This window comes from Flavobacterium frigidimaris (assembly GCF_002217275.1).
Lineage (GTDB): Bacteria > Bacteroidota > Bacteroidia > Flavobacteriales > Flavobacteriaceae > Flavobacterium > Flavobacterium aquidurense.
The window spans coordinates 64,119-91,116 of sequence record NZ_MUGV01000010.1 but is presented as its reverse complement, the minus strand read 5'-3'; the positions used below and the strand labels follow the sequence as shown (position 1 = coordinate 91,116).

General features: G+C 33.6%; 29 protein-coding genes. 22 read left to right on the top strand and 7 right to left on the bottom strand.

From position 1 onward, the window contains the following. Positions 1-45: 45 nt before the first annotated feature. A complete protein-coding gene (locus B0A65_RS05365; protein ID WP_074657732.1) occupies positions 46-918 on the top strand; it encodes a helix-turn-helix domain-containing protein in 873 nt (290 codons plus the stop codon). Between the two features lie 57 nt (positions 919-975). Then, on the top strand, positions 976-2,331 hold the full coding sequence (locus B0A65_RS05360) for an amidohydrolase (RefSeq protein ID WP_074657734.1): 1,356 nt from the start codon (positions 976-978) through the stop codon (positions 2,329-2,331). A 150-nt stretch (positions 2,332-2,481) separates the two neighbouring features. On the opposite strand, the gene B0A65_RS05355 is transcribed toward B0A65_RS05360, so the two are convergent. Further along, positions 2,482-3,069 carry a DUF4142 domain-containing protein gene (locus B0A65_RS05355; RefSeq protein ID WP_074657737.1) on the bottom strand — a complete coding sequence of 196 codons (588 nt, stop codon included), beginning with the start codon at positions 3,067-3,069 and terminating at the stop codon, positions 2,482-2,484. A gap of 274 nt (positions 3,070-3,343) precedes the next feature. Here B0A65_RS05355 and B0A65_RS05350 point away from each other — a divergent pair, with 274 nt between their 5' ends. The 9 genes from B0A65_RS05350 to B0A65_RS05310 all read left to right on the top strand — a co-directional run bounded on the left by B0A65_RS05350 (position 3,344) and on the right by B0A65_RS05310 (position 8,314). Next, a complete protein-coding gene (locus B0A65_RS05350) occupies positions 3,344-3,856 on the top strand; it encodes a hypothetical protein (protein WP_074657739.1) in 513 nt (170 codons plus the stop codon). A gap of 65 nt (positions 3,857-3,921) precedes the next feature. Beyond that, complete coding sequence (locus B0A65_RS05345) at positions 3,922-4,200, top strand: hypothetical protein (protein ID WP_074657741.1); 279 nt, start codon at positions 3,922-3,924, stop codon at positions 4,198-4,200. A gap of 8 nt (positions 4,201-4,208) precedes the next feature. Next, positions 4,209-4,649 carry a hypothetical protein gene (locus B0A65_RS05340; RefSeq protein ID WP_074658314.1) on the top strand — a complete coding sequence of 147 codons (441 nt, stop codon included), beginning with the start codon at positions 4,209-4,211 and terminating at the stop codon, positions 4,647-4,649. A 151-nt stretch (positions 4,650-4,800) separates the two neighbouring features. Further along, entirely contained in the window at positions 4,801-5,202 is a 402-nt protein-coding gene (locus B0A65_RS05335) for a hypothetical protein (RefSeq protein ID WP_074657743.1), read from the top strand. Positions 5,203-5,216: 14 nt separating this feature from the next. Then, positions 5,217-5,651, top strand: coding sequence for a DoxX family protein (locus B0A65_RS05330; protein WP_074657745.1), 435 nt, complete (start codon positions 5,217-5,219; stop codon positions 5,649-5,651). A gap of 176 nt (positions 5,652-5,827) precedes the next feature. Beyond that, complete coding sequence (locus B0A65_RS05325; RefSeq protein ID WP_074657747.1) at positions 5,828-6,073, top strand: Rho termination factor; 246 nt, start codon at positions 5,828-5,830, stop codon at positions 6,071-6,073. Positions 6,074-6,204: 131 nt separating this feature from the next. After that, positions 6,205-7,296 (top strand): DNA topoisomerase IB, encoded by a 1,092-nt coding sequence (locus B0A65_RS05320; protein ID WP_074657749.1) that lies wholly within the window; start codon positions 6,205-6,207, stop codon positions 7,294-7,296. Between the two features lie 110 nt (positions 7,297-7,406). Further along, on the top strand, positions 7,407-7,568 hold the full coding sequence (locus B0A65_RS05315; protein ID WP_026985414.1) for a DUF1328 family protein: 162 nt from the start codon (positions 7,407-7,409) through the stop codon (positions 7,566-7,568). A 101-nt stretch (positions 7,569-7,669) separates the two neighbouring features. Then, positions 7,670-8,314 (top strand): DUF5661 family protein, encoded by a 645-nt coding sequence (locus B0A65_RS05310; protein WP_074657751.1) that lies wholly within the window; start codon positions 7,670-7,672, stop codon positions 8,312-8,314. 127 nt (positions 8,315-8,441) lie between these two features. On the opposite strand, the gene B0A65_RS05305 is transcribed toward B0A65_RS05310, so the two are convergent. Beyond that, positions 8,442-8,948 (bottom strand): hypothetical protein, encoded by a 507-nt coding sequence (locus tag B0A65_RS05305; RefSeq protein WP_074657753.1) that lies wholly within the window; start codon positions 8,946-8,948, stop codon positions 8,442-8,444. A gap of 191 nt (positions 8,949-9,139) precedes the next feature. Here B0A65_RS05305 and B0A65_RS05300 point away from each other — a divergent pair, with 191 nt between their 5' ends. The 3 genes from B0A65_RS05300 to B0A65_RS05290 all read left to right on the top strand — a co-directional run bounded on the left by B0A65_RS05300 (position 9,140) and on the right by B0A65_RS05290 (position 11,244). Next, entirely contained in the window at positions 9,140-9,736 is a 597-nt protein-coding gene (locus tag B0A65_RS05300; RefSeq protein ID WP_074657755.1) for a YciE/YciF ferroxidase family protein, read from the top strand. A gap of 75 nt (positions 9,737-9,811) precedes the next feature. Continuing rightward, positions 9,812-10,543, top strand: coding sequence for a DNA-formamidopyrimidine glycosylase family protein (locus B0A65_RS05295; RefSeq protein WP_074657757.1), 732 nt, complete (start codon positions 9,812-9,814; stop codon positions 10,541-10,543). Then, positions 10,540-11,244 (top strand): DUF72 domain-containing protein, encoded by a 705-nt coding sequence (locus tag B0A65_RS05290; RefSeq protein ID WP_074657759.1) that lies wholly within the window; start codon positions 10,540-10,542, stop codon positions 11,242-11,244. The genes B0A65_RS05295 and B0A65_RS05290 overlap by 4 nt, the downstream gene beginning before the upstream one ends. A gap of 105 nt (positions 11,245-11,349) precedes the next feature. On the opposite strand, the gene B0A65_RS05285 is transcribed toward B0A65_RS05290, so the two are convergent. Further along, positions 11,350-11,853, bottom strand: coding sequence for a pyridoxamine 5'-phosphate oxidase family protein (locus B0A65_RS05285; protein WP_074657761.1), 504 nt, complete (start codon positions 11,851-11,853; stop codon positions 11,350-11,352). A gap of 253 nt (positions 11,854-12,106) precedes the next feature. On the opposite strand from B0A65_RS05285, the gene B0A65_RS05280 reads away from it, so the two are divergent. Beyond that, on the top strand, positions 12,107-12,538 hold the full coding sequence (locus B0A65_RS05280; RefSeq protein ID WP_074657763.1) for a response regulator: 432 nt from the start codon (positions 12,107-12,109) through the stop codon (positions 12,536-12,538). A 64-nt stretch (positions 12,539-12,602) separates the two neighbouring features. Here the strand turns inward: B0A65_RS05280 and B0A65_RS05275 are convergent, their stop codons facing one another. Next, positions 12,603-15,809, bottom strand: a complete 3,207-nt coding sequence (locus B0A65_RS05275) for a PAS domain S-box protein (RefSeq protein WP_074657765.1) — start codon at positions 15,807-15,809, stop codon at positions 12,603-12,605. 218 nt (positions 15,810-16,027) lie between these two features. Here B0A65_RS05275 and B0A65_RS05270 point away from each other — a divergent pair, with 218 nt between their 5' ends. Together B0A65_RS05270 and B0A65_RS05265 are read left to right on the top strand one after the other, a co-directional pair. After that, positions 16,028-16,366, top strand: coding sequence for a hypothetical protein (locus B0A65_RS05270; RefSeq protein WP_074657767.1), 339 nt, complete (start codon positions 16,028-16,030; stop codon positions 16,364-16,366). Between the two features lie 538 nt (positions 16,367-16,904). Beyond that, complete coding sequence (locus B0A65_RS05265) at positions 16,905-17,729, top strand: hypothetical protein (protein ID WP_074657770.1); 825 nt, start codon at positions 16,905-16,907, stop codon at positions 17,727-17,729. Positions 17,730-17,894: 165 nt separating this feature from the next. On the opposite strand, the gene B0A65_RS05260 is transcribed toward B0A65_RS05265, so the two are convergent. Together B0A65_RS05260 and B0A65_RS05255 are read right to left on the bottom strand one after the other, a co-directional pair. Continuing rightward, a complete protein-coding gene (locus B0A65_RS05260) occupies positions 17,895-18,155 on the bottom strand; it encodes a SemiSWEET family sugar transporter (protein WP_074657772.1) in 261 nt (86 codons plus the stop codon). 118 nt (positions 18,156-18,273) lie between these two features. Continuing rightward, on the bottom strand, positions 18,274-19,122 hold the full coding sequence (locus B0A65_RS05255; RefSeq protein WP_074657774.1) for an SDR family oxidoreductase: 849 nt from the start codon (positions 19,120-19,122) through the stop codon (positions 18,274-18,276). A 310-nt stretch (positions 19,123-19,432) separates the two neighbouring features. On the opposite strand from B0A65_RS05255, the gene B0A65_RS05250 reads away from it, so the two are divergent. From B0A65_RS05250 to B0A65_RS05230, 5 genes are all read left to right on the top strand, one after another. Further along, a complete protein-coding gene (locus tag B0A65_RS05250) occupies positions 19,433-20,647 on the top strand; it encodes a hybrid sensor histidine kinase/response regulator (protein WP_074657776.1) in 1,215 nt (404 codons plus the stop codon). Positions 20,648-20,661: 14 nt separating this feature from the next. Continuing rightward, positions 20,662-24,231: a response regulator gene (locus B0A65_RS05245; RefSeq protein ID WP_074657778.1), complete on the top strand. Its 3,570-nt coding sequence runs from the start codon at positions 20,662-20,664 to the stop codon at positions 24,229-24,231. 231 nt (positions 24,232-24,462) lie between these two features. After that, a complete protein-coding gene (locus B0A65_RS05240) occupies positions 24,463-24,828 on the top strand; it encodes a response regulator (protein WP_074657780.1) in 366 nt (121 codons plus the stop codon). Between the two features lie 8 nt (positions 24,829-24,836). Beyond that, positions 24,837-25,646: a CheR family methyltransferase gene (locus B0A65_RS05235; protein ID WP_074657782.1), complete on the top strand. Its 810-nt coding sequence runs from the start codon at positions 24,837-24,839 to the stop codon at positions 25,644-25,646. Next, positions 25,628-26,212: a chemotaxis protein CheB gene (locus tag B0A65_RS05230; protein ID WP_074657784.1), complete on the top strand. Its 585-nt coding sequence runs from the start codon at positions 25,628-25,630 to the stop codon at positions 26,210-26,212. Before B0A65_RS05235 ends, B0A65_RS05230 begins: the two co-directional genes overlap by 19 nt. A gap of 4 nt (positions 26,213-26,216) precedes the next feature. Here B0A65_RS05230 and B0A65_RS05225 read toward each other — a convergent pair whose 3' ends face one another. Then, positions 26,217-26,990 carry a porin family protein gene (locus B0A65_RS05225; RefSeq protein ID WP_074657786.1) on the bottom strand — a complete coding sequence of 258 codons (774 nt, stop codon included), beginning with the start codon at positions 26,988-26,990 and terminating at the stop codon, positions 26,217-26,219. Between the last annotated feature and the right edge of the window lie 8 nt (positions 26,991-26,998).

Sequence of the window (26,998 nt, the reverse complement as noted above, 5' to 3'; positions counted from 1 at the left end):
ATAAAAACTATTTGCTATTTTTGATATTCACTAAGACAAAATCTTTTGAATAAAAACTCGATTCCTACTTTAACTGTTGCTACTATTCTTGGAGAAGAAACTCTGGGTATAACTTTGTTTCGTCATAGTGTAAAGGGGAGAAATAGCTTCGAGCAGCCTCACAAACATGATTTTTATCTTGTCTTTTTTGTAGAAAAAGGATCGGGAGTGCACAATGTCGATTTTACACAATATCAGGTCGAAGATCATCAGGTTTATTTTATCAGGCCAGGCCAGGTGCACAATTGGTCGCTAGAAGTTGATACTGCTGGTTTTCAGTTGATGCTTTCTTCAGAAATCGTAACTATTTTTTCCAATTTATCACAGTTTCCTTTCTTTGACCAGAGTGTTCCTTCTTGTCTTTCTTTGACTGAAAATGAATTCGGTGAATTTAAGACCCAGTTACACGAAATAGAATTGGTTTTGCAACACGACGATTTGCTTACTAAAGAAATCGTTTTACTTCGTTTGCATTTATTGCTTAAATTGTTGCAAAAGGAATATTTAAAACAATTTCCAGAACATGAATCCTCCACTAAGCCTGAAAAAATAATAAAGTCTTTTACTGTATTAATTGATTTGCATTTTAACACAGAATCCTCTGTTCATTTTTATGCTGATAAGTTGAATATTACACCCAACTATCTCAACATTCTTTCTCAAAAATATTTAAAAATACCAGCCGGAGATGTCATAAAAGAAAGAACAATTCTCGAAGCGAAACGCTTACTCACAAGTACTGATCTGTCTATCAAAGAAATTGCTTACCAACTTGGTTTCAATGACAATGGCTATTTTAGCAAAGTATTTAAAAAATATACCGGAAAGTCGCCGGGTGATTTTAAAGAAAGTTATAATTTTTACCATCCTTATCCGTAATATTACCACTGTGATTTCGATTTCTAAACGATTTTTGTAAATCAATAAATAGTCGTTATGGAAGACAATAAAATAAGCAGAAAAAAATTTCTTGGATTAGGAGCAGCAGCTACCGGAGCAGCTTTGTTTTCTGGAATAGGAGCACATGCCATGGGAAACTCAATACCTGAGGATAAAGAAAAATCGTTTTTAAACGAATACCTTTTGATTAATGTCAGATTAGAAGATAGCTTTGAGTACAACGAAAAAAGCGAAGTCATTGCTACCAAAACTGCTTTGTACAACATACATATTGCTAACGGAAAAATTAAAAGTATTACTTCTGGAAAATCTACTTTAAAGTTAAAAACAGTTGATGCAAAGGGTTTTTTGATGCTTCCCGGTTTACGTGATATGCACATTCATATTGATAAAACCTACTATGGCGGAACCTGGAATGCAGCGCCAAGAAAAGGATATACTGTAAAGGATATGATTACGCTGGAACAGAAATTGATTCCACAATTACTTCCGGACTCGCAACGCAAAGCTGAAGAAGCAATAAAATTAATGCAAAGCCAAGGAAGTTATTTTGCACGATGTCAATGTAATATCGATCCTGTAAGCGGATTGAAAAGTCTGGAACATTTGCAGGCGGCTTTAGCAAACAATAAAGATAGTTTTGGATCAGAAATTGTTGCTTTTCCACAACACGGAATTTTATTTTCAAAATCGGAACCTTTATTGAGAGAAGCGGCAAGCATGGGTGTTGATTTTATTGGCGGACTCGATCCTACGAATGTTGACGGGAATATGGAAAAATCGCTGGATACAATGTTTCAAATTGCACTCGATACCAATAAAGGGGTTGATATTCATTTGCATGAATCGCCTCCTTCCGGAAAAGCAGCTATTGAATACATGATCAAAAAAGTTGAGGAAAATAAACAACTCCAGGGAAAAACCTATATAAGTCATGGTTTTGCACTTGCAAGAATGGATCCAAAGGATATGGAGATCATCGCTGAGCAAATGGGAAATCTGGGTATAGGCGTGATTACTACGGTTCCGTTTGGAAAAACCATAATGCCAATTCCAACACTAAAAAAATATGGGGTAAAGTTAATGACCGGTACTGATAGTATTGTCGACCACTGGCAACCTTTTGGAACGTGCGATATGTTAGAGAAAGCAAAAATCTGTGCACAACTTTACGGTTGGACAGACGAGTACAGCTTAAGCCGCGCACTGCATATTGCAACAAGAGATGAAGTACTACCACTTAATGATTCCGGAACCAGAGTTTGGCCGGCAGCAGATAACGATGCCAATTTCATTTTGGTAAAAGCAAGCTGTTCTGCCGAAGCCGTAGCCCGTTTACCAAAAAGAGAAGGGGTTTTTTATAACGGAAAAATGATTGCAGGAGTTTTATAAAGGTTCTAAGTTGCTAAGATTCTAAGGTACTAAGAAAAAAAACTTAGAATCTTAGCAACTCAGAACCTTAGCAACTTAAAAAAAGAAACCCCTTAAGCAATTCAACTCTTAAGGGGTTTTTAAAATAAATAATAACCAATTAAATTTATTTTACTTTTTGTCTAAATTTTGTTTTAGCATTTTTGCGTGCTCTAAATGCGCGGTCAATCCGGCAATATTATTAGAGGCCCACGTTTTTACATCTTGATCTTTAGCATCTTTAGTAGCTTCTTCCAACTTTTTGATCGCTTTTTCGTGACCGTCGATCATCATATCAGCGAATTTTTTATCAAAATCTACACCTGATTTTTCGTTTAGTTTTTTGTATTCTTCCTGTCCGTCTTCAGTAAGAGAAGTTGGTAAGGTAAAGTTTTTTGCTTTAGCCAAAGCGCTAACTTCAGAAGCTGATTTAGTGTGTTCATCCACTAACATTTTTCCAAATTTTTTCACTTCAGGATTGGTACTTTTAGTTTGTGCCAATTTTCCAATTTCGATTTCAGCTAAATTAATTTCGGCCTGATCTACTAAAAACTCAGAATCATCTTCTTTGCTATCAATAGAATCAAATTTTGCTTCGTTTGCATCTTCTGCTACTTCTTTTGGATCTTCTTGTTTGGTTTCATTTTTACAAGAACTCAAGAATATAATGATTAATCCTGCTCCTAAAATTACTTTACCGGCTAATAGTATCTTTTTCATGATTTTATAGTTTAAATGTTATAATGTAAAATTATTCAGATGGTCTCAAAAATGCCTTACACCATTATTAAATAATGTTACAGGATTTAAAGATGAGAATTTTTTAGAATTTTATTTTAATTGCGGTTTTCCGTAAGGAAGTATGCTATTTAAATTATAATCTTTGAAAAACAGAATCTTAATTTAAAAAATCAAGAAATGATTAATGTTATTTTATGGTTGATATCAGCTATAGTTATTATATTGGGGAATCTTTAGTACTATTTTAAATACTATGAATCAAAACGTTCAATATAGGATATACAAATTCAGTATTCAGATTTTCTTTTTTTCTTATGTTGGAAGTTCAAAGGTTTATAAGATTGAACCGGGAAAAAGCACTATTCTGCCTGGACTCAAATATTCTTTCGTAACGTTACTACTTGGTTGGTGGGTTTTCTCTGTTTTTCACTGGCTAAATAGAATAAAAAACTCCCTAACCGCTTTACACATTAATTTTCATGGAGGAGAAGATGAAACCAAACGTATTTCAGAATGGGATTGTGAGCCTAAAACGATTTGGATTTATAATAATCTATCACGAGAAATTACCTCTAAACTTACTATTGAAAATTTAGATGTAATTGTAGAATTACAAGAAAAATGCGTAGACAAGTCATTCATAGTAAATATTAGTTTTTTAAATAATAATCTAAAAGCAATTGGTGTTGTTCATCTCTTTAATAATGATTTAGAAGAAATTATTGAAACTTATAAACGATTTGAAACCAGGGATTTAATCATGTGAAAAGACTCTGATCACTTAAATAAACTGTTTTAAAAGGATTTATATTAATACATATAAAAACGGTTATGAAAATAGTAAAAATTATACTGGGTTACATTTTATTAATTTCTACAATAATATTATCACTTGCAACTGTATTGACGTTGTTAAAATCTATTTTTGACGGTATAAAAGAAATGCAAAAATCGACTGCAACAGGTATTGGCTTTCTCTTTGGAACCGTAATGATGAGTTTACTTTTTGCAATAATTCTATTTTTTATGTTAAGAGTAAGTCTGAAATTAATTCGCGTAAAAAGATTAATTCCTATAGATTCAATTGATGATATTGGAAAAATCGAATGATAGCTGAGATGAAAAAACTAATAATAGCATTTGTAATTCCAATCACCATAATTTCCTTTCTTGGAGCAACAAAATGGTGGTATGTTGACGTTATCGATGGGGCAGATGGAATCATGCATGGTTTTCCTTTAATTTATCAATCGTGGGGTTTTCACACATCATTATCAAATCAATATTTTTTCTTAGAATTTTCATTTGATGTATTGTGTTATTTTGTTTTCTGGACATTGGTTTTTTATCTCATAAAGAAAATCTTCAAAACAATACAAATTAAAAAATCAATCTCAATATTCTTGTATACAATTGCTGGAATTATCTTAATCCTTCAAATGCTTTTTGTGGTAAATCCTACCAATATATTTAGTATTAAAAGAGACTTTGATATAGAAGTAAACAAAACGGGATGGAGTTTCTTTTGGCAGCATGATCAAAGACCGGAAAAGGAATAAAAAAATAATATTATCAAGCAAACCGAGGTAAATGCATATAAAAAAGATTGACGATTTCGTATATACATTCAATAAAGAAAAAGAATAAATATTTGATTTAAAAAAGAGCCTTATTGTTTGATTTTGCTCCAATCCTGTAGATTAAAAATAAATGAAAAATAGCTTTAGACTACTTGTAATTATCTTTTTTGCTTGTTTTTTTGCAAGTTGCGATCCGGCACATAATATTGAATTTGTCAATAAAAAAGATTCTGATGTTAAGGTGAAAATAAATTTAGATTCCCAAAAAAACAACTTTCGACTTGAGCAGATTACAGATAAAGATTCGGCTGTTTATCTCCTTAAAAGAAATGATACAGCGAATATTTATTGTGGAATTGGAGTTTGGAGTAAAAAGGAAATTGAAACATTTGTCAAAGGAATAAAAAGTGTCGAAATTGAGACGAAGGATGTTAAAACTATTTATAAGTCCAGAAAAGCCATAACACAATTATTCGAAAAGAATACAAAAGGAATTATCTTTAAGGCTGTTATAGAAATTAATGTTAAGTAAAATAAAAAATAATCATGAACATTATCAATCAAAAGTCAGTTAAAATATTCTTGCGCCTTGCACTTTCCATCGGATTTCTTTCTGCAGTTGCAGATCGATTTGGTTTTTGGAATGCGAAAGTTTCGGCTTGGGGAAATTGGGAAAATTTTGTTGCGTATACCAAAGTTTTAAATCCGCTAATTCCGGATAGTGTAATAGAACCAGTTGCAATAATTGCCACGGCGGCCGAAATCATTTTTCCTATTTTTCTATTAATAGGTTTCAAAACCGAATTGTTTGCCAGGCTTAGTGGTTGTTTATTATTACTTTTCGGGTTGTCGATGATTTTTTCTGTCGGAATTAAAGCGCCACTTGATTATTCCGTTTTTACTTCTGCAGCGGCTGCTTTTGCTTTGAGTTTGATGAAAGATAAATATCTCGAAATAGATTTAGATCTTCAAAATAGATAACTACTACTTTTAACTACAATGCTAAAATCCCAATTCCCAAAGAATTGGGATTTTTTTATTTCGCACATTTAAAGTTAATTATGAAAGTATAACAAAAAATTATATAACATGTTAAGCTTACTTTTTTATGAAATTTGAAATACCAAACATAATAAGTCACCTAAAATAATTTAGTCATGCAAACTGTACAAATTAAAGCCGAAAAAGAATATCGCGGACTTTTGAAGGAGGGATACAGCAATCAAAGCGAAATCCGAACTGACAAAAATCAAAAATCAGCTGATAAAAATGAAAAAGGAAAACCTTTTGAAGAATGGACAAAGGAAGAGTTGTATCAGGAAGCTATAAAAGCGAATGTTCCAGGACGTTCTTATATGAATAAAAAAAGCCTTATACGATCTTTGAGATCAAATCAAAATTAAAAAAAATGCCACAGATTCCATAGATTTTTACAGATCATGAAAGTGAAAATGTTTATTTGAAAATTTTTTTAAATCTATGGAATCTGCGGTAAAAATATCCGCTTGACGGGAAATACTAAATCTAATGAACTATGAATGCAACCGCAACAGCCAAAGCTGAAAAATTAGTGAATCAGTTAATTAAAACACCACATTTGGTGTTGGAAAAACTGGATTTAGTATATATAAACAATCAGCAATTGACGATTGAAAGATGCAAATGTGAAGAAGGTTTTGTTTATAAAAAAAATGGACGCTGTATTAAACAGAAAAGCGAGTTGAAACGCATTAGCAGTTTGGTTTTACCACCAGCCTGGCAAAACGTACAAATTTCAGATTTACCTAATGCGCATTTACAAGCGGTTGGCTTAGACGTTAGAAACAGAAAACAATATCGATATCATCCAAAGTGGAATCTGATCAGAAATCAGACGAAATTTTACAAAATAGCAGAATTTGGATCTAAGTTACCGGCAATCAGAAAACAGGTTGATGAAGATCTGGAACGAAAAGAGTGGGGAAGAGAGAAAGTTGTCGCATTGGTAATTCGATTGATGGAAGAAACGCACATTAGAATTGGAAATGAAAAATATGCCAAAGACAATAAATCCTACGGACTTTCAACTTTACGTAAACGCCATATTAACATAGATAAAAATTCCCTCCGATTTGAATTTGTTGGAAAAAAGGGAATTCAACATACGATTACAACCAAGAATAAAAAGCTTATAAAATTAGTTAGTCGATGTGAAGAAATTCCGGGTTGGGAAGTTTTTAAATATTACGATCGAAATGGCGAAAAGAAGGTTTTAGACAGCCATATGGTCAATGAATATTTACACAATATTTCTGGTGAATATTTTAGTGCAAAAGACTTTAGAACCTGGGCGGCGTCGATTATATTTTTTGAAAGTCTGATGGAAATCGGAACAACATCCGAAGAAAAAGAAATTAAAAAAAATATTCTGGAAGCCTACGATATTACGGCAGAGGCGTTGGGAAATACCAGAAACGTTTGCAAGAATTATTACGTTCATCCTTTATTAGTTTCGACTTATGAAGATGGCTCAATTCAGCACTATTTTGACAGGGTGAAAAAAAGTCGCAGTAATCAGAAATACTTTTCGAGAACCGAAATTGCGTTTTCTGAGTTAATACAAAATTATCAGCTCAATTTATTGTAAATCAGTACTTATAGAGCTATAAATATAATGTTTAGAGTTAATGTTTATCTTTTAAAAACATGAAATTTGAGTAACAAACAAAAATCAATATTAATTAAAAAATCAAGCTTATGTTACGTTGGACAGTCATTTTTATTATTCTAGCCATAGTGGCGGGAATATTCGGTTTTGGTGGAATTGCCGCCGGAGCAGCAGGAATAGCTAAAGTCTTATTCTTTATATTCATTGTATTATTTATTCTTTCGCTTATCAGCGGCCGTAGAAGTATTTAATCTATAGCGCTCTCAGTAAAGTAAATTAAATAACGAACTTCAAACGACACATCTACTGTGGTAGATGTGTCGTTTATATTTTTTAAATAAAAACAAAAATTATGGGAACAAAAAGTGGTGCATATCAGGATGTTTATATCAAGCGGGATGGTGAAATGGTCAGCTTGAAAAATGATGTAACGGATTTTTGTGAAAAGTATATTAAACCTGTTCATCCAGAAAACTGGGATTGGTCTGTTCGCGATTTTGAAAATCCGGCAAATGATCCCACGATCGAAGAGGCGAGAGCCATTGGAAATGTGGTGTATCATGATTTAAAAAGTAAAAAAACCGCTGTTGATCTTTCGACAATGAACAATGTTGAAGCAATTAGGGCTTATTTGAATCCAGAAAGTAAATATGAAGAATTTAATATGGAAGAATTCGCTTTTGCCTTAAAAGTAGAACTTGAACATGGAAAAATTAAAGACGTAAATGTTACGAATAATCATCCGTTTTTGACTGCCATGATTGCATTAGCACATATGACCGAAAGCCTGACCTATTATAAAAGATTACAGGTGATGGAAGCTGAAGGTGAAATCTATGAAATCATGCGTAAGATAGAATCTTCAGAAACTGGAAAAGAAGAATGGTATAAAGAACTAGGCAAAGCCGAACAAGAATTAAACGAAGCCAGAGCAGGCCTTGCAGAACGCCTGGAGAAAATGGATGATATACCGGCTTTGGAGAAAATTGGGGATTAATTTCTTTACTTTTATTTCAAGCAGATTTAAATGATTTTAGCAGATTTGATCTTTCTAAGCCTTTAATCTGTGGCACAAAAAAAACCGTTAAGTAATTAACGGTTTTTTTGTTTTAGCATTTCTGAGTTTAAAATTTTCTGGGATCATTTTCAGGATAATCCTTTTCAGAATCTTCCTCTTCGATTTCCTCTTCTTCAAAATCATCGTCTTCGTCATCCGGATCAATATCTTCCAGATCATCAACTTCATTGAAGTCGCCATCTTCGCGTTCACGAACGTCTGATGGATTATCTAATTCATCAACAGCAGGATCAAGATCATCGTCTACCGCATCATCATATAAATCATCGCTAGTGTGTATCAGATCTTTTTTTGAGTGAAAGTCATCGTCTAAATCCTCGATATCCTTTTTATCATAAATCATTTCGTCCGGATTTATTCCATCTGGATTATGACCATTTCTTACGGTATAGCCGCGTTCTGCTATTACAGCGTTATCGTCATCAATTTCTTTCATGTCGTCGATATCATATAATTCCTCATTCATAAGGTTGTTTTTATCGGCACTTTTAAGATTTTGGTTTCTTGGATCTCTATTACTGGTTGTACTGTTTTTTTGTTCTGTAGTATTCATGATATAAAGTTTTATAGTATTAGTATTATACAAATCTAATCACGAAGGCGACCGATTTCTTTATAGGATTGTAAGTTGTAATTGTATAATTAACAGGTGTTTAGAATAGAACGAAATAAAACAATGATATAACTAAACCGAAACTGCGATACCTAATTTTATCTCCTATTAATCCATATAAAATTATTATTATGAAAACCGCAACGAATAAAAATAAAAAGGAAACAACTACAAAGCCTAAAACAACTGCAAAAACGACTTCAAAAACGGGAGTTACAAAGCCAAAGTCTGACGCAGCATCAGGATTGACTGAATTATTTGAAGATGGACTTAAAGACATTTACTGGGCAGAAAAAGCTTTGACAAAAGCGCTTCCTAAAATGGCTAAAAATGCGACATCACCAGAACTTATTGATGCGCTAAACAATCATTTAACCGAAACAGAAGGTCAAATTAGCCGTTTAGAGCAGGTTTTTGAGCTTATAGGTCAAAAAGCTACTGCTAAAAAATGCGATGCAATGGCAGGCTTAATTGAAGAAGGAAACGGAATTCTGGAAGAAACGGAAATAGGTGTTGTTCGTGATGCCGGAATTATTGCCGCTTGCCAAAAAATCGAGCATTATGAAATTGCCACTTATGGTACACTAAGACAATTTGCAGAAACTTTGGGTATGGAAGAAGCTGCCTCATTATTAGAGCAAACACTTGAAGAAGAAAAAGCGGCTGATAAAGCGTTAACTATCGTGGCTGTAAATGCCGTGAATTTTGAAGCTGCAGAAGCAGACTAGATTTTATTATGATAAAGCAATAGAAAGTGCAGTTTATATACTGCACTTTTTAGTTTATAACTTAAAAGCCATATTATGCCCGAAGGTCCGTCTATAGTGATATTAAAAGAAGAAGTGCAACAATTTACAGGGAAAAAGATACTCGATGTTTCCGGAAATAGCACTGTTGATATTCAACGCCTTAAAAATAAAACCATACAGGAATTTAAAACCTGGGGAAAACACTTTTTAATTTGTTTTGAAGGATTTACCGTTAAGATTCATATGCTGATGTTTGGAACGTATCGTGTCAATGAAAGAAAGCAAACCCAACCGAGGTTAAGTATGGTGTTTTCTGATGGAGAAATTAATTTTTACACCTGCTCCATTAAAATTCTGGAAGGAGACATTAATGCTATTTATGACTGGAGCGAAGATGTAATGAATGACAATTGGGATTCTAAAAAAGCAAAACAAAGTTTGGAAAATCAGCCATATGAAATGATTTGTGACGCTTTATTAGATCAAAATATATTTGCCGGAGTAGGAAATATTATTAAAAATGAAGTTTTGTATCGCTGTAAGATTCATCCTGAATCTTTGGTTGGGAAAATTCCATTTGATGATATGAATGCAATTATTACAGAATGCTCTGTTTATAGCTTTGAATTTCTTTATTGGAAGAAAAAACATGAATTGAAAAAGCATTGGGAAGCGTATACTAAGACAGTCTGCCTGCGTTGCAATTTACCTATGATTAGAAAGCATACTGGTCATAGAAACCGCCGAAGTTTTTTCTGTACCAACTGTCAAAAATTACACACATGAAAAATGAAATTCAAATAGGATGCTCCAGTTTTAATAATCGTTTTTGGAAAGGCATTTTCTATCCGGAAAACCTGCCCACTTCAAAATGGTTTGATTTTTATTGCCAGCATTTTAATACCTACGAGTTTAACGCCAGCTTTTATAGATTTCCAACAGTAAGAGTACTTGAAAACTGGTACAACAAAGCGCCGGAAAACTTTACATTCTCCGTCAAGGCGCACAAAGAAATTACGCATATCAAAAAGTTTATTAATTGCGAAGATCTTATTGCCAATTTCTATGAGATTTGTAAAACAGGTTTAAAGGAAAAATTAGGTGCTGTTTTATTTCAGTTTCCGCCAAGTTATAAGTTTAGTGTTGAAAATCTGGAATTAATAATTCAGAATTTAAATCCGGAGTTCAAAAATGTAATTGAGTTTCGACATGAAAGCTGGTGGATTCCTGAAGTTTGGGATGCTTTTTTAGCAAATAACATTAGCTTTTGCAGTGTGAGTTATCCCAATTTACCCAAAACCATTTTCACTAATTTCCCTTTGGTTTATCTAAGATTTCATGGTATTCCGAAACTGTTTTATTCTAGTTATGATTCACAGGAATTACTTCAGATAAAAGCTGAAATTAAGTCAAAATCAGGTTTTGTGTATTTTAATAATACGGCAAGTGAGGCTGGGATTTTGAATGCTTTGGAGTTTAAGGAGTAGTCTAACCGCAAAGTTCGCAAAGGGTTTACGCAAGGTTCGCAAAGATTAATTACTATCCTTGTGTCCTTTGCGTAAACCCTTTGCGAACTTTGCGGTTAAGTTAACTTATTCCAAAGTTAAAGTCCCCTCAATTCCGTCGTCCATAGTTTTTCCAGTAACAAATGCCGCGGCCATTTTTGCAATAGCAACCATTTTACCATTTTTGTTGTTCCAATAATAACCATCTTCAGGAATGACTTTGATAACACTTAAATTCGGATCATCTTCGCCACCAGGCATCCATACTTTAACAATCGGATCATACAATTCTTTAATTGTCTCACGATCGTACGAAATAGAGGCAGTTCCATGCAACGTAAGAAACTTATCGTGTGGTTCTGAAAAGAAAATCTCTACTTGCGGATTCAGGCTAATTTCGGCATTGTGACTGCTGTTTCTGTCTGATAAAAACCAAAGCTGGCCTAAATCGTCAATTTTCTGAACAGACATTGGTCGCGATTGCAATCTGTATTCATTGTACGTACAAAACATACATGTTTTTATATTTTCTGCAAGATCTTTTATTTTATCTACAGCAAATTCGTTTGTAAGGTCTTTATGATCTCCCATGACTTTTATATTTAGTTATTTAATAGCAAAACATTTTTATAAAATGCTTATTTAATGCATGTTATATTAAAATTTTTTGCATTTGAGTTTCTAAAGTAAAATTGGTTTTTCTAAATTATTTTGGGTTACATAATTTGTAATATTACTTATGAGATTACAACTACTAATTTTTATGTCAGGATTTGTTAACGAAGCTAAAAATCAATAATTTTAAAGTATCTTTGATAAAAATTAAATTATTTCACAAAATACCATGACAGATCTAACGATATTTTATACAGACGATGACGAAGACGATTTAAGCATTTTTACCGATGCTGTAGAATCATTATCAAAGAAAATACAACTTAAGACTTACAGTGGAGGAGATAAATTATTGATGGCAATTCATAATCCGCCACCAACGCCGCATGTTGTTTTTTTAGACTTGAATATGCCGGGCAAAAATGGCTTTGATGTGTTGAATGAACTACGAAATTCAGAAAAAAAATCAGATATTCCGGTTATCATTTTTTCAACTTCAAATGAGCCGGGAATCATAGAAAAATGTCGTTCGTTGGGTGCTAATTTATTTATTACTAAACCGATTTTAATGAATGATATCATAAAGTCTATTGAACATGCATTGCAAATTAATTGGAAAGAATTTGTGCCGGACACTAAAAACTTTGTGTATAAATCATAAATAGACAATATTAAATTATAAAAACGCATGAGTACTATTGAACTTATGCGTTTTTTTTATTTTATTATAATTCAGGTAAATAGATTTCGAACGTAGCGCCTTTGCCTTTTTCACTGTGCGCCGTAATAAAACCTTTGTGGTTTTCGACAATTTTTTTCACAATCGCCAGACCAATTCCGGTTCCTGAAAATTCACTTTCGGTATTTAAGCGCTGAAAGACTTCAAAAATGCGTTCTTTATATTCATCATCAAAACCAATTCCGTTGTCCGATATCGTCAAATGATAATACATTTTTTCAGGAAAAGAAACCGGAATTTTGATCTCCTTTCCTTTAATTCTATTGGCTCTGACTTCGATATGCGGTGCTTCTCCTTTTTTAGAAAACTTCAAAGAATTACCGATGAGGTTATGTAGTAATTGTCTAAACTGAAACGGAATAATGGTCGCTTCACCTAAAGGATCAAAATCTAATATGGCATTTGTTTCCTCGATTCGTTCAGAGAAATCACTTTGAATTTCTTCGGCAATTTCATCCAGATTTGTTTTCACAAAAACCCTGTCAGCAGAATTAGTTCTGGAGTAAGAAAGCAGATCTTGTATCAATGTTTGCATTCTTTTGGCCGAAACTTCAATTCTGTTTAAATAAGTTTTGGCTTTCTCCGAAATGTTCTCATCATCCAAATCCGCTAAACGACTCGCGAAAGTTTGAATTTTACGAAGCGGTTCCTGCAAATCATGACTCGAAATATAAGCGAACGACTGCAGTTCGATATTCATGTTTATTAGATCCCTGTTTTTGAGTTCGAGTTGTGCCGTACGTTCATAAACTTCTTTTTCAAGTTTGTCGGTAAAGTTTTTCTGATCGTGAATATCCGTGCTGGTTCCTACCCACATTTGTATATTTCCTTCTTCATCTTTTTGAGCAATGGCGCGGCTTAATTGCCATCTGTATTCACCATCATAACGACAAAAGCGGTGTTCTAATAAAAAGTCATTCCCTGTCTGTATGGCTTCTATCCATTTGTTTATGTTCAGCTCGCGATCATCCGGATGTACAATTTGCAACCAGCCATCTTTATTAACTTCTTCTTCAGACAAACCTGCAAAAGTATAAACGGCACGATTGAAATAATTTAGATTCCCCATTTCATCACCAGTCCAGATAAATTGTGGCATCGAATCGGCAAGAAGTCTGAATTTTTCTTCACTTTTCATCAAAACTTGCTGGCTATTTTTTTCATCGGTAATATCTATTATAGTACCAATCATTTTTACAGGATGATTATTTTCATCAAAGAATATTTTGCCGTGCGCTTTAATCCAGGCAATAGTATTATCTGGTTTATTAATTCGGGCATCATATTTATAAAAACTGGTTTTGAGCGCAACCTTGTATGCTTTTTCTAATATTGGCAAATCATCAATATGAATTTGATGCAGTATATCAGGACGTGTTAATTTCTTATTTTTTTTATGTCCAAAAAGAGTTGGCAGATTCTCTGAGTAAATTAATTCCTGAGTAGCAACATCTAAATCCCAGGTTACAATTTCGGCGATTTCGGCTGCTAATCGGGCTCTTTGTTCTGCATCTTCGAGTTTTTTACGGGCATCTACTTTTGAAGTTACATCATTTACAGTTACCATAATGCCAGATGCTTTTCCGTCTTGCTCAAATAAAGGTGTGTATTGATAATCCAGATAAAACTTTTTAAGTTCTCCTCTAATATCTACATAAGCAACAGACTCGTTTTCACGAATAATTTTACCATTTGTCACAACATCATCAAGCAATTCAGGATATTTTTGTTCTAATAATTCAGGAAAAACTTCAAGAATAGGTTTCCCAATAGTTTCGCTTTCTTCTTTTTGCCAAATGGCCTTCATCATAGCATTATTCGCCATTTCAATAGTATGATTTTTACCTCTGAAAATGGCCATTGCAATAGGAGATTCCATTACAATTTCACGGAAAGCTTTTTCGCTTTCTGCCAAAAGATGTCGTGCTTTTACTGATTCAGTAACTTCATAGGAAACGATTATAATGCCAGTAACTGCATTGTCTTCATCTCGTAGTGGATGAAAAACCGAATTAAAATAGCATAATTCTTCTTTCCCATAGCGGTTTAATGTAACCGAAAGTTCATCAGTATGATAGGGAATTCCACTTTCATAAACATGTAAAAGCAAAGGAAAAACAGTGTCTTTGGCTTCCGGCACCGTTTTGAATAAGGGGTATCCTAAAATATCATCTTCTTGTTTATCAACAATTTGTAAATAAGTAGGATTGGCCATTTCTAAAATTAGATCGTTCCCCTTTAAAATCGCGATTCCGAGTGGTGCCTGTTTTACAATATTTCTAAACTTTTTCTCGCTTTCTTCAACAGTATTTCTCGCGAGTACTTGTGCCGTAACATCATTGGCAACAGCTACAATACCCGAAATGGTTCCGTTGGGTTCTTTTAAAGCTTCATAAACAAAATTGACATATCGATCTTCAATTTTGCCTTCGCGAGGCAATTTTACAAGTCGCTCATGTGCTTCAAATTTTTCTCCTGTTTGGTATACATTTTCAAGTATAGTTTCCAGGCCTTGCCCTTTTACTTCGGGTAAAGCTTCAAAAATAGGTTTATTTTGTACTTCGCTATTTTTCTTACCCCATAATTCCAGCATAAGATCATTGGCAATTTCCACCACATATTCAGGTCCTCTAAAAACGCACATGGCGCTTGGGGTTTGCAAAATGTTATTAAGATAGCGGGTATTGCTTTCTTCTAATTTATTGAACATTTTTACTTTGTCTGTCGTTTCGTTGCAAATCACCAGAACTCCATCTATCTTTCCTGAATCATTATTTACCGGACTATAACTAAAAGTCCAGTATACATCTTCCATTTTTCCATTGCGATAAATAGGCAGAAATTGATCTTCATGCCAGGTTGCTTCGCCTTCAGTAAGTACCTGGTCGATTAAGGGTTTAATAAAATCCCAGATTTCCGGCCAGAAATCAGCTCCTTTTTCTCCTAGGATTAAAGGATGTTTGCCTTCCTTTCCAAGACTGGGACGGTAAGCATCGTTATAAAAGCAAATATGTTCCGGTCCCCAAAATAAGAACATTGGGAATTTAGAGTTTAAAAGAATTCCTAAAGTGGTGCGTAAACTTTGCGGCCACGATTCTATGGGACCAACTGCCGTTTTACTCCAGTCTTTAGCACGTGTCAGCGCACCCATTTCACCGCCCTTAGCAAGAAAATCCTGATTTACCTTGGTCATTAAATTTTGGTTTTTATTGTAAAGTATAGTACGTTTTTAATTATAATAATCCTTAAATGATTTAAGGAATTGTTAAAATTAGAAAATAATATTGATTTTGATTTCATTTTTTTTATTTGAGGTAAGATTTAAATCTATTGAGTTAATTTTATCTTAGATCAATGATGAAATTTGATAGAACAAAGATTTACAAAACAATCTCGCTTAAAATTTAAGTCATGAAAAAAGAACAAAAACACGAAACCGATTATATTAGGAAGTATCAGGAAGAGGGTTACACTGCAAATTTTTTGTTTGATAACGGCTGTTTATTAGATTCGGAAACAAAATACGCTTATAAACCTGAAGAAATTTTTATCGTTGCCCACCATCGTTACGAAGGTATGAGCGATCCTGATGATATGTCTATCTTATATGTAATAGAAACAGGTGATCAAAAAAAAGGAACTCATTTAATAGGATATGGTCCAACGGCCGATTTAGAAGAAGCAGAATTCTTTAAAGATATTCCAGAGGAAAATTATTCTGTTAATGCAGATGTCCAAAAACTTACGTAAGATTTTTAAAGATACTAAGTTGCTAAGATTCTGAGTTGCTAAGATTATACAACAAACGAACTTACTAACTTAGAATCTTAGAGTCTTTTAGTAATTTATTCTGCAAATGCGGATATCCAAAAACTTACAAGATAATTAAGTAGGTATTTTTATTTTGCTGAGAAGCAGCTGTTTTCGGATTTTTCTGAAGGCAGCTGTTTTTTTTGTTTAAAGGTGCTGAGGTTCTAAGGGACTAAGGTTCTGAGCTTTTTTAAAATTGCAACGATATTTACAATCTAAGATTAATAAGACAGAAAAGAAAAAGTATAGTTCACGCTTAATTTACAAGGTATTTAGATGGAATTTCATAGCCTTAGAAACTTAGCACCTTAGAACCTCAGAACCTCTTTCTAGTAATTATGAAATTTCTCTCCAAAATTGTGTAATAAATTGATTTGCAATATGTACGAACTTTGAATTATCAAAATAACAAAGTAAAACCATAAACAGGTTTTGTACGTAAATATGTACTAACCACTTTATTCAAACCAATACCAAGATGAAAAAACTATACTTAAATACTGGAGGATTCGAAACTATTTTTAATGATCTTAAAGATAGTTTTGATGGTGAATTAGTAGTAAACAATAATGAGTACACCTTAAACATAAAATCAAAATGGGCAAGAGGAACTGTCAAAGCAGTTCGTTTTGAAAAAGAAATGTCCTATGTAAATTTTGATCTTGTTTTTAATCACGATGTTACTTTGAGTATAGAATCCCTTCCAACAGCTCCCGTGTTTTTTGCTTATTGCGAAAAGGGAACAATAGCGCACAGCTTTGGTGCGAATGGAGCGCAAAGAAAGATTAAAAGTAATCAGTCAGCGATTTTAAACAATACATCTGTTATAAATAGTGTATTGTTTTTTGAAAGTCATAAACCTATTCAGTTTTCATTAGTGGGAATGCCTACAACATTTTCTGCTAAAGAAGAAAATGTTCAGATGGTTTCTCAACTTAAAAAAAGGTTTACTACAGATTCGGGTCAATATTTATATATTGGAAGTAAAAATCATAAAATTATTGAGAAATTGCAGGAGCTGAGTAAAATACCTCAAAAAGGAATCGTTAGAAGTTTGCTTCAAAAAAGTATATTAGACAGTATTTTAGAGATAGAGATAGCGCAACATAGTTACAATTATATTAAAACTATTGAGCCCATAGTAGATTTGGCAACAAGACAAATCAACGAAATAAAGAGAATTTCGAATATCAATATTATTGAGGTACTGCATGCCGCAGCAAGCCGAAACTATCTGCCTCGTATTTTCAAAGAAAAATACCATTTGTCATTTAAGCCATACAATCAAAAACTAGCTAGCTAATAAGCCTTACATATTGTCGATAGATTCGATCTTACGAAAAAAACAGCTTTTACCGAGCTGTTTTTTTTATTTAAAGGAACTAAGGTTCTTAGGTGCTAAGGCTTAGGTTTATGCTATATGAAAATCTTAGTATCTCAGACCCTTAGCGCCTCAGAACCTTTAAAATTACTCTTTGTCATAATAAATAATAAAATAAACCATAATAAGATTCAAACACAATGAAACGCTATTGGTAATTATAATCGGCAAATCATTTTTAAGAATCCCATAGACAATCCAAACCGCAATCCCGAAAGTTAAAATACCAAAAGTTTTCAGCGAAATCGCCTTGACTTTCCTGGTTTTCCAAACCTTTAGTATCTGAGGAATTACAGATATAGTGACACAAGTCCCGGCAAAAAGCCCAATAATATCAATGTAGTTCATTTTTTATAAGTTGCTAAGGTTCTAAGATTCTGAGATGCTAAGTTTTTTATCTCAACTTCAATTTTGGTAGCAAAGTGAAGCAACCTGAAACTTGAAACCTGAAACAAATAAACCTTTTTCACCCTCCCACAAGTTCACCACCATTTATATGTATAAATTGCCCGGTAATATAACTGCTGTCTTCACAGGCCAGAAATACATAGGCAGGCGCAACTTCTGATGGTTGTCCGGCTCTTTCCATTGGGTTATCTTTTCCGAAATCGGATAGTTTGTCGAAGCTTGCTACAATCAATGGCGTCCAGATTGGTCCTGGCGCAACCCCGTTTACACGTATTTTCTTTTTTGCCAGCATTGTTGATAACGATCTGGTGAAACTTACTATGGCGCCTTTTGTACTGGCATAATCGGCTAAATGTTCGCTGCCGCGATAGGCAGTAACCGAGCTTGTATTGATAATAGTGTCACCTTCTTTCAAAAAAGGTAACGCTGCTTTTGTGATATAGAAATACGGATATATATTGGTTTCAAAAGTCTTATGAAGTTGAGCGGCGGTTATTTTTTCCAATTCATTTTGAGGAAATTGCGTTGCTGCATTATTCACCAGAATATTTATCTTTTTGAAATGGGTATGGCATTTTTTTACGGCGATTTTGCAAAACTTCTCGTCTTTTAAATCGCCACTAATTAACAAACATTCCTGACCTTCTTTTTCAATTAAAGCTTTTGTTTCCAGTGCATCTTTGTCTTCTTTTAGGTAAACAATGGCAATATTGGCGCCTTCTCTGGCAAAATGGATGGCTACACTGCGACCAATACCGCTGTCGCCACCGGTTATAAAAGCAACTTTTCCTAATAATTTTCCGCTTCCAACATAATTTTCTCTAATTATTTGTGGTTCCGGATGCATCAAATGTTCGTTACCCGGAAGGTTTTGTTTTTGTTCCGGAAATGTTTTTGTCTTTTTCATAATTCATAATTTTTCGACATTTTCTGACTCTAAAGTACAAAACGACACGCTTAAGGGTTGACTGAATTGGTTTTAAGATTAGCTCAATAAATTACACTTTATGTGGCAAACATGAATATTCTGTAAAACTGACATGGGAATTATGTAACGAATTTTTTTTTCAATAAAATGGCTGGCATTAATTTTTTCCTAAATTTGGGAGTTAGGCTGAAACGAGTAATCAACGTTTTGGAATTTCAAAAAACAAATATTTTATCTAAATCGAATTTTAACTTAACAATTTTAATTCATAACGCTTTACCCCAACAGCATGGTATTAATTGTAGATGATATAAGAGCAAATATAATTGCCTTAAAAAAGACATTAGAATTGCACGATATCGATGTTGACACTGCTGAATCTGGAGAAGAAGCCCTGAAAAAAATCCTTAAGACAAACTATTGTCTTATCATCATGGACGTTCAGATGCCCGGACTTGATGGTTTTGAAGTGGTCAAAATCCTTTCCGGAAACAAACGCACTAAAGACATTCCTGTTATTTTTCTTTCTGCCTTAAATATCGAGAAAAAATACATTTTTAAAGGTTATGAAACCGGTGCTGTAGAATACATTACCAAACCTGTCGATTCTGACTTACTTATTCTAAAAGTAAAAACATTCATAAAAATTTACGAGCAGCAGAATGAATTGAAAGGCATGAAAGATCTTCTTTCTAAAGAAATAAAAATCAGGAAAGAAGCTCAGGATAACCTTGAAATTAAGATTGCCGAAAGAACAAGAGAACTGGTTTTAAAAAATGAAGAGCTGGAACTTAGAAACCACGAACTTCAGCAGTTTTCCTGGGTTGTTTCGCATGATTTGAACGAGCCCATCCGAAAAATTCAAATCTTTATTAAAATCATAAAAGAGCTTTATTTAACTACTGATGAAAAAGCAATTGATTACGTAGATCGTACCATTAAATCGGCAGAAAGAATGCAGACTTTAATTACCGATTTGTTGGCGTATTCAAGATTGTCATCACAAGTAAAACCAGAGACAACCGACTTAAATGAGGTTTTGCAGGAAGTACTTTCAGATTTTGATTATCTGATTGAACGCAAAAACGCGACCATCAAAACTACTGAACTTCCAACAATAGACAGTATTCCGAGCCAGTTGCGACAAGTTTTCCAGAATTTAATTGGAAACGCGCTTAAATTCTCGGGAAATACAGAGAACCCAATAATCGAAATTACCTCTGAGATCATTGCCGAAAAGTCTTTTGAAAGTCAGGTTTCAGCAAATGGAAAATTTTGCAGAATAACAGTAAAAGATAACGGAATTGGATTTGATGAAATTTACCTGGATCGTATCTTCATTATTTTTCAAAGTTTAAACGATCGACAGAAGTACGAAGGAACGGGAATTGGTCTGGCAATTGCAAAAAAAATCATCGAAAAACACAACGGATTAATCACAGCAAGAAGTCAGGTAGGAGAGGGCGCTAGCTTCATTATTATCCTTCCATTAAAATACGAATAATTATAATTTAAAACATGAAGAACAACTTTAAACGTAATTTATTAATCAGTTCACTGGTTTCATTACTGGTATTAATGATTAGCTCTACAGCCTCATTTTTTAGTATCAAAAGTTTATTAAATAGTAATTTTTGGGTAAACCACACTCAGGAAGTTATTTATAATTTAAATGAAGGATCGGCTATTGTAACAGAAGCGCAAACGAGTATGCGCGGTTATTTGATTACGGGTGATGAGCAATTTGTTGAAAGATATAATGATGCTGAAACAAGGTCGAATAATTATTTTGAAAAAGTACAGGAACTTACTGTTGATAATCCAACTCAGCAAAAACAGTTAATAGAATTAAAAGTCCTTAGAGATAGTTTTTTTAAGTATCTGAACAATCAAATTGTAAAAAAACGATTAGGCAAAGATGCTGTTGTATTTGATCTTAGTGCAGGTCGCGTAATGATGAACGACTTAAGAGCAAAAATTAAAAGTGTTGAAAATATCGAACAAAGTCTGCTAAAAGAACGAGGCGAAAATTCAGAACGCTACGGAACTTATAGTTTGGTTCTAATTGTGGTGGCCTTTATTATTGCTTTTGTCATTTCAATTGTCTTTTTGTTCCGAATTTTAAAAGATTATAACGAACGTTTATTACTTCAAAATGAATTAGAAAAGAAAGATAAAGAAACGGCTGAAAGAATTGTAGCAATTAGTACGATTGCAAGTAATATTTCAAACGGAAATTATGATATCCGTGTAGATGATACTCAAGCTGATGCATTGGGAAGTGTCGGAGAGTCATTAAATAGTATGGGCGTTTCCTTAAAAAGCTCTTTCGAATTATTATCGCAAAAAGAGTGGATGCAATCTGGAATTGCAAATCTTAATAATGTCATGCTTGGTGATAAAACACTTCAAAAATTATCAAAAGATGTTATTGAATTTTTATGTAAGTATACCAACAGCAGCGCGGGAGTTGTCTATGTATTAGAGGGAGATGAACTTCAATTTTCAGGAGGATACAGCTATATTCCGGGAAAAAATCGTGAATTTATTCAAAAAGGAGAAGGCTTGATCGGGCAAGCTATTATTTCAAAAGAATTGTTAGAACTAAAAGTTTTATCGCCAGAAGATATTCAGATTAATTATGCTTTAGGCCAAATAAAACCAACTCATATTGTAGCGATTCCTTTATTAGATACCAGGGTCGAAGGCGCTATTGAGCTTGCTAGTATTTACGGATTCTCGGATCTTCAAATTGAGTTTTTAAAGGCCATTGCCAACAACATCGGAATTGCCATTAAATCGACTCAAAATAGAAAAAGAGTGATGGAGTTGTTGGAAGAAACCAAATCTCAATCAGAAGAATTACAAGCCCAACATACAGAATTAGAAGCGATAAATGCAGAGCTTGAAGCGCAAACAGAGAAACTTCAGGCATCTGAAGAAGAATTGCGTGTACAACAGGAAGAACTGGAACAAACCAATGAAGAATTATCTGAAAGAAGTGTTTTATTAGAAGAAAAAAATAATGAAATTCAGAAGAAATCAGAAGCATTAGAATTGACAACCCGTTATAAGTCAGAGTTTTTGGCGAATATGTCGCATGAATTAAGAACACCTCTGAATTCGATTTTACTTTTAAGCCGATTGTTGTCTGAAAACAATAATCAAAGCATGGTGGCTGAAGAAATTGAATTTGCAAAAGTGATTCAGAGTTCAGGAAATAGTTTGTTAGGTTTAATTGATGAAATTCTGGATTTATCTAAAATTGAAGCCGGAAAAATGGAGCTTGAATTTTTAGATGTTTCAACCAGGGAAATTACAGATATGATGTGGAATCTGTTTAATTTAGTGGCTAAAGAAAAGGGAATCACGTTTGAAATTATTTCTAAAGATGCGCCAATTGTCATTAAGACGGATAAAATGCGTTTGGAACAAATTTTGAAAAACCTGATTTCAAATGCAATTAAATTTACAGAAAAAGGAACGGTAAGTCTTGAAATTAAGATCAATACAGACGACGAGAAAATCATTTGCTTTATTGTAAAAGATACCGGAATCGGAATTCCGTTAGGCAAACAGCCTTTGATTTTTGAAGCTTTCCAGCAAGCAGATGGTTCAACTAAACGAAAATATGGAGGAACAGGTTTAGGATTGTCAATTAGCCGTGAATTGGCAAAATTGTTAAGAGGTGAAATTATTTTGCACAGTAAAGAAAACGAAGGAAGTACTTTTACTTTATGCCTTCCGGTTTTTGGCTCAGCCATTAATAAAATAAATGTAGAAAAAATTCCACCGACAGAATTTACAGAAGTCGAAAATGAAGAAATAGTACCGGAAAAAAATAAATATTTAAGCGCTGTTATTCCAGATGAAATTGAAGATGACAGAGATTCAGTAAAAGAGGGAGACAAAGTAATTTTGATTGTTGAAGATGATATCAATTTTGCGAAATCACTTTTAGCTTTTACAAGAAACAAAGGGTATAAGGGAGTTGTTTCTGTTCGTGGCGATTATGCTTTAAATTTTGCGTTACTATACAAACCAGCTGGCGTACTGTTGGATATTGAACTTCCAATAAAAAGTGGTTGGGAAGTTTTAGAAGAATTAAAAAATCATTCGCACACTAAACATATTCCGGTGCACATTATGTCATCGCATAAATTGAAACAGGAAAGTTTGCTGAAAGGTGCTGTTGATTTCTTAGACAAACCAGTAGCTTTTGATAAGATTCCGGATGTGTTTTTGCGCATCGAACATATCATTAATCAAGAGTCGCAAAAGGTTTTAATTATTGAAGACAATCCAAAACATGCGAAAGCATTGGCTTTTTTCTTAGAAACATACAATATTAATGCAGAGATCAAAAGCGAAGTTTCTGATGGTTTACAGGCGTTAAACAATTCAGAAATTGATTGTGTTATTCTGGATATGGGTGTTCCCGATAAGCAGGCGTATCAAATTTTAGAAGGTGTGAAGAAAAACCCGGGATTGGAAAACCTGCCTGTAATTGTCTTTACAGGAAAAAGTTTGTCGATCAAAGAGGAAGTTAAGATTAAAAAATATGCCGATTCAATCATCGTAAAAACGGCGCATTCTTACCAAAGAATGCTCGATGAAGTTTCGCTTTTCCTTCATTTGGTTGAAGATAAAAAAGACCCAAAAGACAAAAAGGAAAGTCATAAAAAGCTAAATTTACTAAACAATATTTTGTTTGAGAAAAAGGTATTAATTGTAGATGATGATGTTCGTAATATTTATTCCTTGACAAAAGCGTTAGAGATTTTCAAAATGAATGTCATAACGGCATTTGATGGAAAAGAGGCGATCAAAATTCTGGGAGAACATCCTGATACAGACATCGTTTTATTAGATATGATGATGCCAAATATGGATGGTTACGAAACAGCCGAAAAAATACGCAGCATACCTAAGTTCCTGAATTTACCACTTATTGCCGTAACTGCAAAAGCCATGACAGGTGACAGGGAAAAATGTATCAAAGCCGGAGCTTCAGACTACATAACAAAACCAGTAGATATTGATCAGTTGTTATCGTTATTACGCGTTTGGTTGTATGATAAAATATAAAAAGTCGAAGCCAGAGATTGGAATCTATAGTAAAAAGTTATACACAATTGTAACCAATTTATAGCTTTAATAAGTTGTGTAAATTTGTGTAATTTGTGGTAAAAAAATAAAAAAACCAACCACAAATTACACAAATTCGCACAAATTCTAGCTTTTATAATATGGCAGTTGTTAGATATAATTGCAATTCGTGACAAAAAATAAAATAAACCAAATTAAAAGCAGGCGAATATGAATAAAAAAAGACTTCTAATTATTGATGATGATTCTAGAAATATTTTTGCTTTAGAAAACACTTTGCGTGCCAAATCATTCGATTGTTTGTCTTGTTTAAGTGCAGAAGAGGCGTTAAAATTATTAGTATCAGACGAGCACTTTGATGCCGTTTTAATCGATATGATGATGCCGGAAATGGATGGCTATGAAGCAATTCCGTTGATAAAAGCGATTCCTTCACGAAAATTGACTTTTGTTGTAGCAGTAACGGCTCAGGCGATGACCGGAGACAGAGAAAAATGTTTGGAGGCTGGTGCAGATGCCTACATTTCGAAGCCAGTTGATGTAGATAAATTACTTCAGGTGCTGAAGGAAATATGAGATGAATTATGATTGAAGATATTGAATTAGAAACGCTTATTAATGATGTTTACGAATATTATGGTTTTGATTTTGGGAGTTATTCCAGAGCTTCACTGAAAAGACGTGTGAACAGAATTTTTCATTTAGATGGGTTTACCCATTTTCATGAATTTCTTTCCAGAGTTCGATATGATCCAGAATATTACAAAAGAATGGTAGACGAAATTACGGTAAATGTAACCGAGATGTTTCGCGATCCTGCTTTTTATCGTGTACTGCGCAATGAGATTTTACCATTACTTGGCACAAAACCTTTTATCAGATTATGGCATGCCGGCTGCTCAACCGGTGAAGAAGTCTATTCCATGGCCATAATGCTGAAAGAAGCAGGTTTGCTTCATAAGTCTATAATTTATGCTACTGATATAAATGCAACTGTTCTGGAAACGGCAAAAAAGGGAATTTTCCCTTTACGAATGATGAAAGAATACTCAGAAAATTATCGTGATGCAGGTGGACTTGAAGATTTTTCGAGTTATTATATTGCCAATTACGGTATTGCGAAATTTAATGAAGAACTGGGGGAAAAAATGGTTTTTTCCCAGCATAATTTGGTTTCTGATACTTCCTTTAATGAATTTGATATGATTTTATGTCGCAATGTTTTAATTTATTTTGATAACGATCTTCAAAAGAGAGTAATCAATTTATTTGATGAAAGTCTGGCTGTTTTGGGCTTTCTGGCTTTGGGAACAAAAGAAACGATAAAGTACTCGATTTCTCCAACGAAATATAAACAGTTTGAAAAGGAAAAAATATGGAGAAAAGTGAAATAATTTCAGATTGTAAAGTGGTCATAATTGGTGGATCTGCAGGAAGCTTAAACGCTTTAATGCAAATTTTACCAGAATTACGTCCGCTTAAAGATTTTTCAATTGTAATAGTGTTACATAGAAAAAATACTGATGATCAGACTTTAGAAGATTTATTGTCTTTAAAAGCCAATGTTGAAGTAAAACCGGTTGAAGATAAAGTGCCACTTTTACCCGGGTTTATTTATGTAGCACCTTCTAATTATCATTTGTTATTTGAGAAAGAGAATATTTTGGCACTGGACACCTCAGAAAAAATAAATTACAGCCGTCCAAGTATTGATGTTTCTTTTGAATCGGCTGCAGAAATTTATGGAACTTCTTTGGTCGGAATTTTATTATCAGGTTCAAATACGGACGGAACGGAAGGTTTGAAAGCAATTAAAGCACATGGCGGAACAGTTGTCGTTCAAAATCCATTAGCTGCTGATATGCCTTTTATGCCTAATAATGCTATTTTATATGCAGAGCCTGATTTTATATTAAACAATCATGAAATCTTAAAATTGATTATTTCTATAAATAGCTAAATTATTAGTTTTTAGGTTTTGGCGCTTCTTCTTCAGGTAAAATAATTCGGTTTAATTCGGCTTCTTTTTCCGCTTTTTTTCTGGCTGATTTTCCACGGCCAATAGGTATTCCGGCTGTTACATATACAACTCTGTTATATTGTTTGGGACCGTCACCTTTCATTACGGTTACTAATCCGTAATAATATTGAACGGTCATATTCAAACCATTTCCAACATTCATATGATAGCCTGTGCCAACGGCAATTCCGGCATCAATTACATGAATCTGATCCCTGATATTGTGTTTATATTCCACTTCATCACCGTCATATTCTTTGCGAAATTTATCAAAAGCTTTAGCCAGTAATCCAAATTGTGGACCCGCTTTTAGGTAGATATTATTTTTGAATTGATACTTAATTAGAATCGGTACATTAAAATAGCGGATTTCACGATCAACACGTCCTCCGGAAAATGTATTGTCTAAATTAGCATCACCCAAAGAATACACCGGCATACCGTGAGCTCCCATGGGTGATTTTACGATTACGCCAGTATTAATCATCCAGGCGGGATTTTTTTTAGACCTTATATCAAAATAAAATCCAAGATTAAAACCCACTTCACTACCGGAGGTTTCCATATTTGAAATCGTCGAAAAATTGACACCACCATCCAAACCAAATTCTAAAAAAGGAGAGTTCAACTTATCTCCAAAAAGTAAGGAAATTAAAACTTGTGATTGTGCTGATGTTATAAAAAAGAAAGCGATAAGTACTAATAAGCCTTTTTTCATGGGGAGGA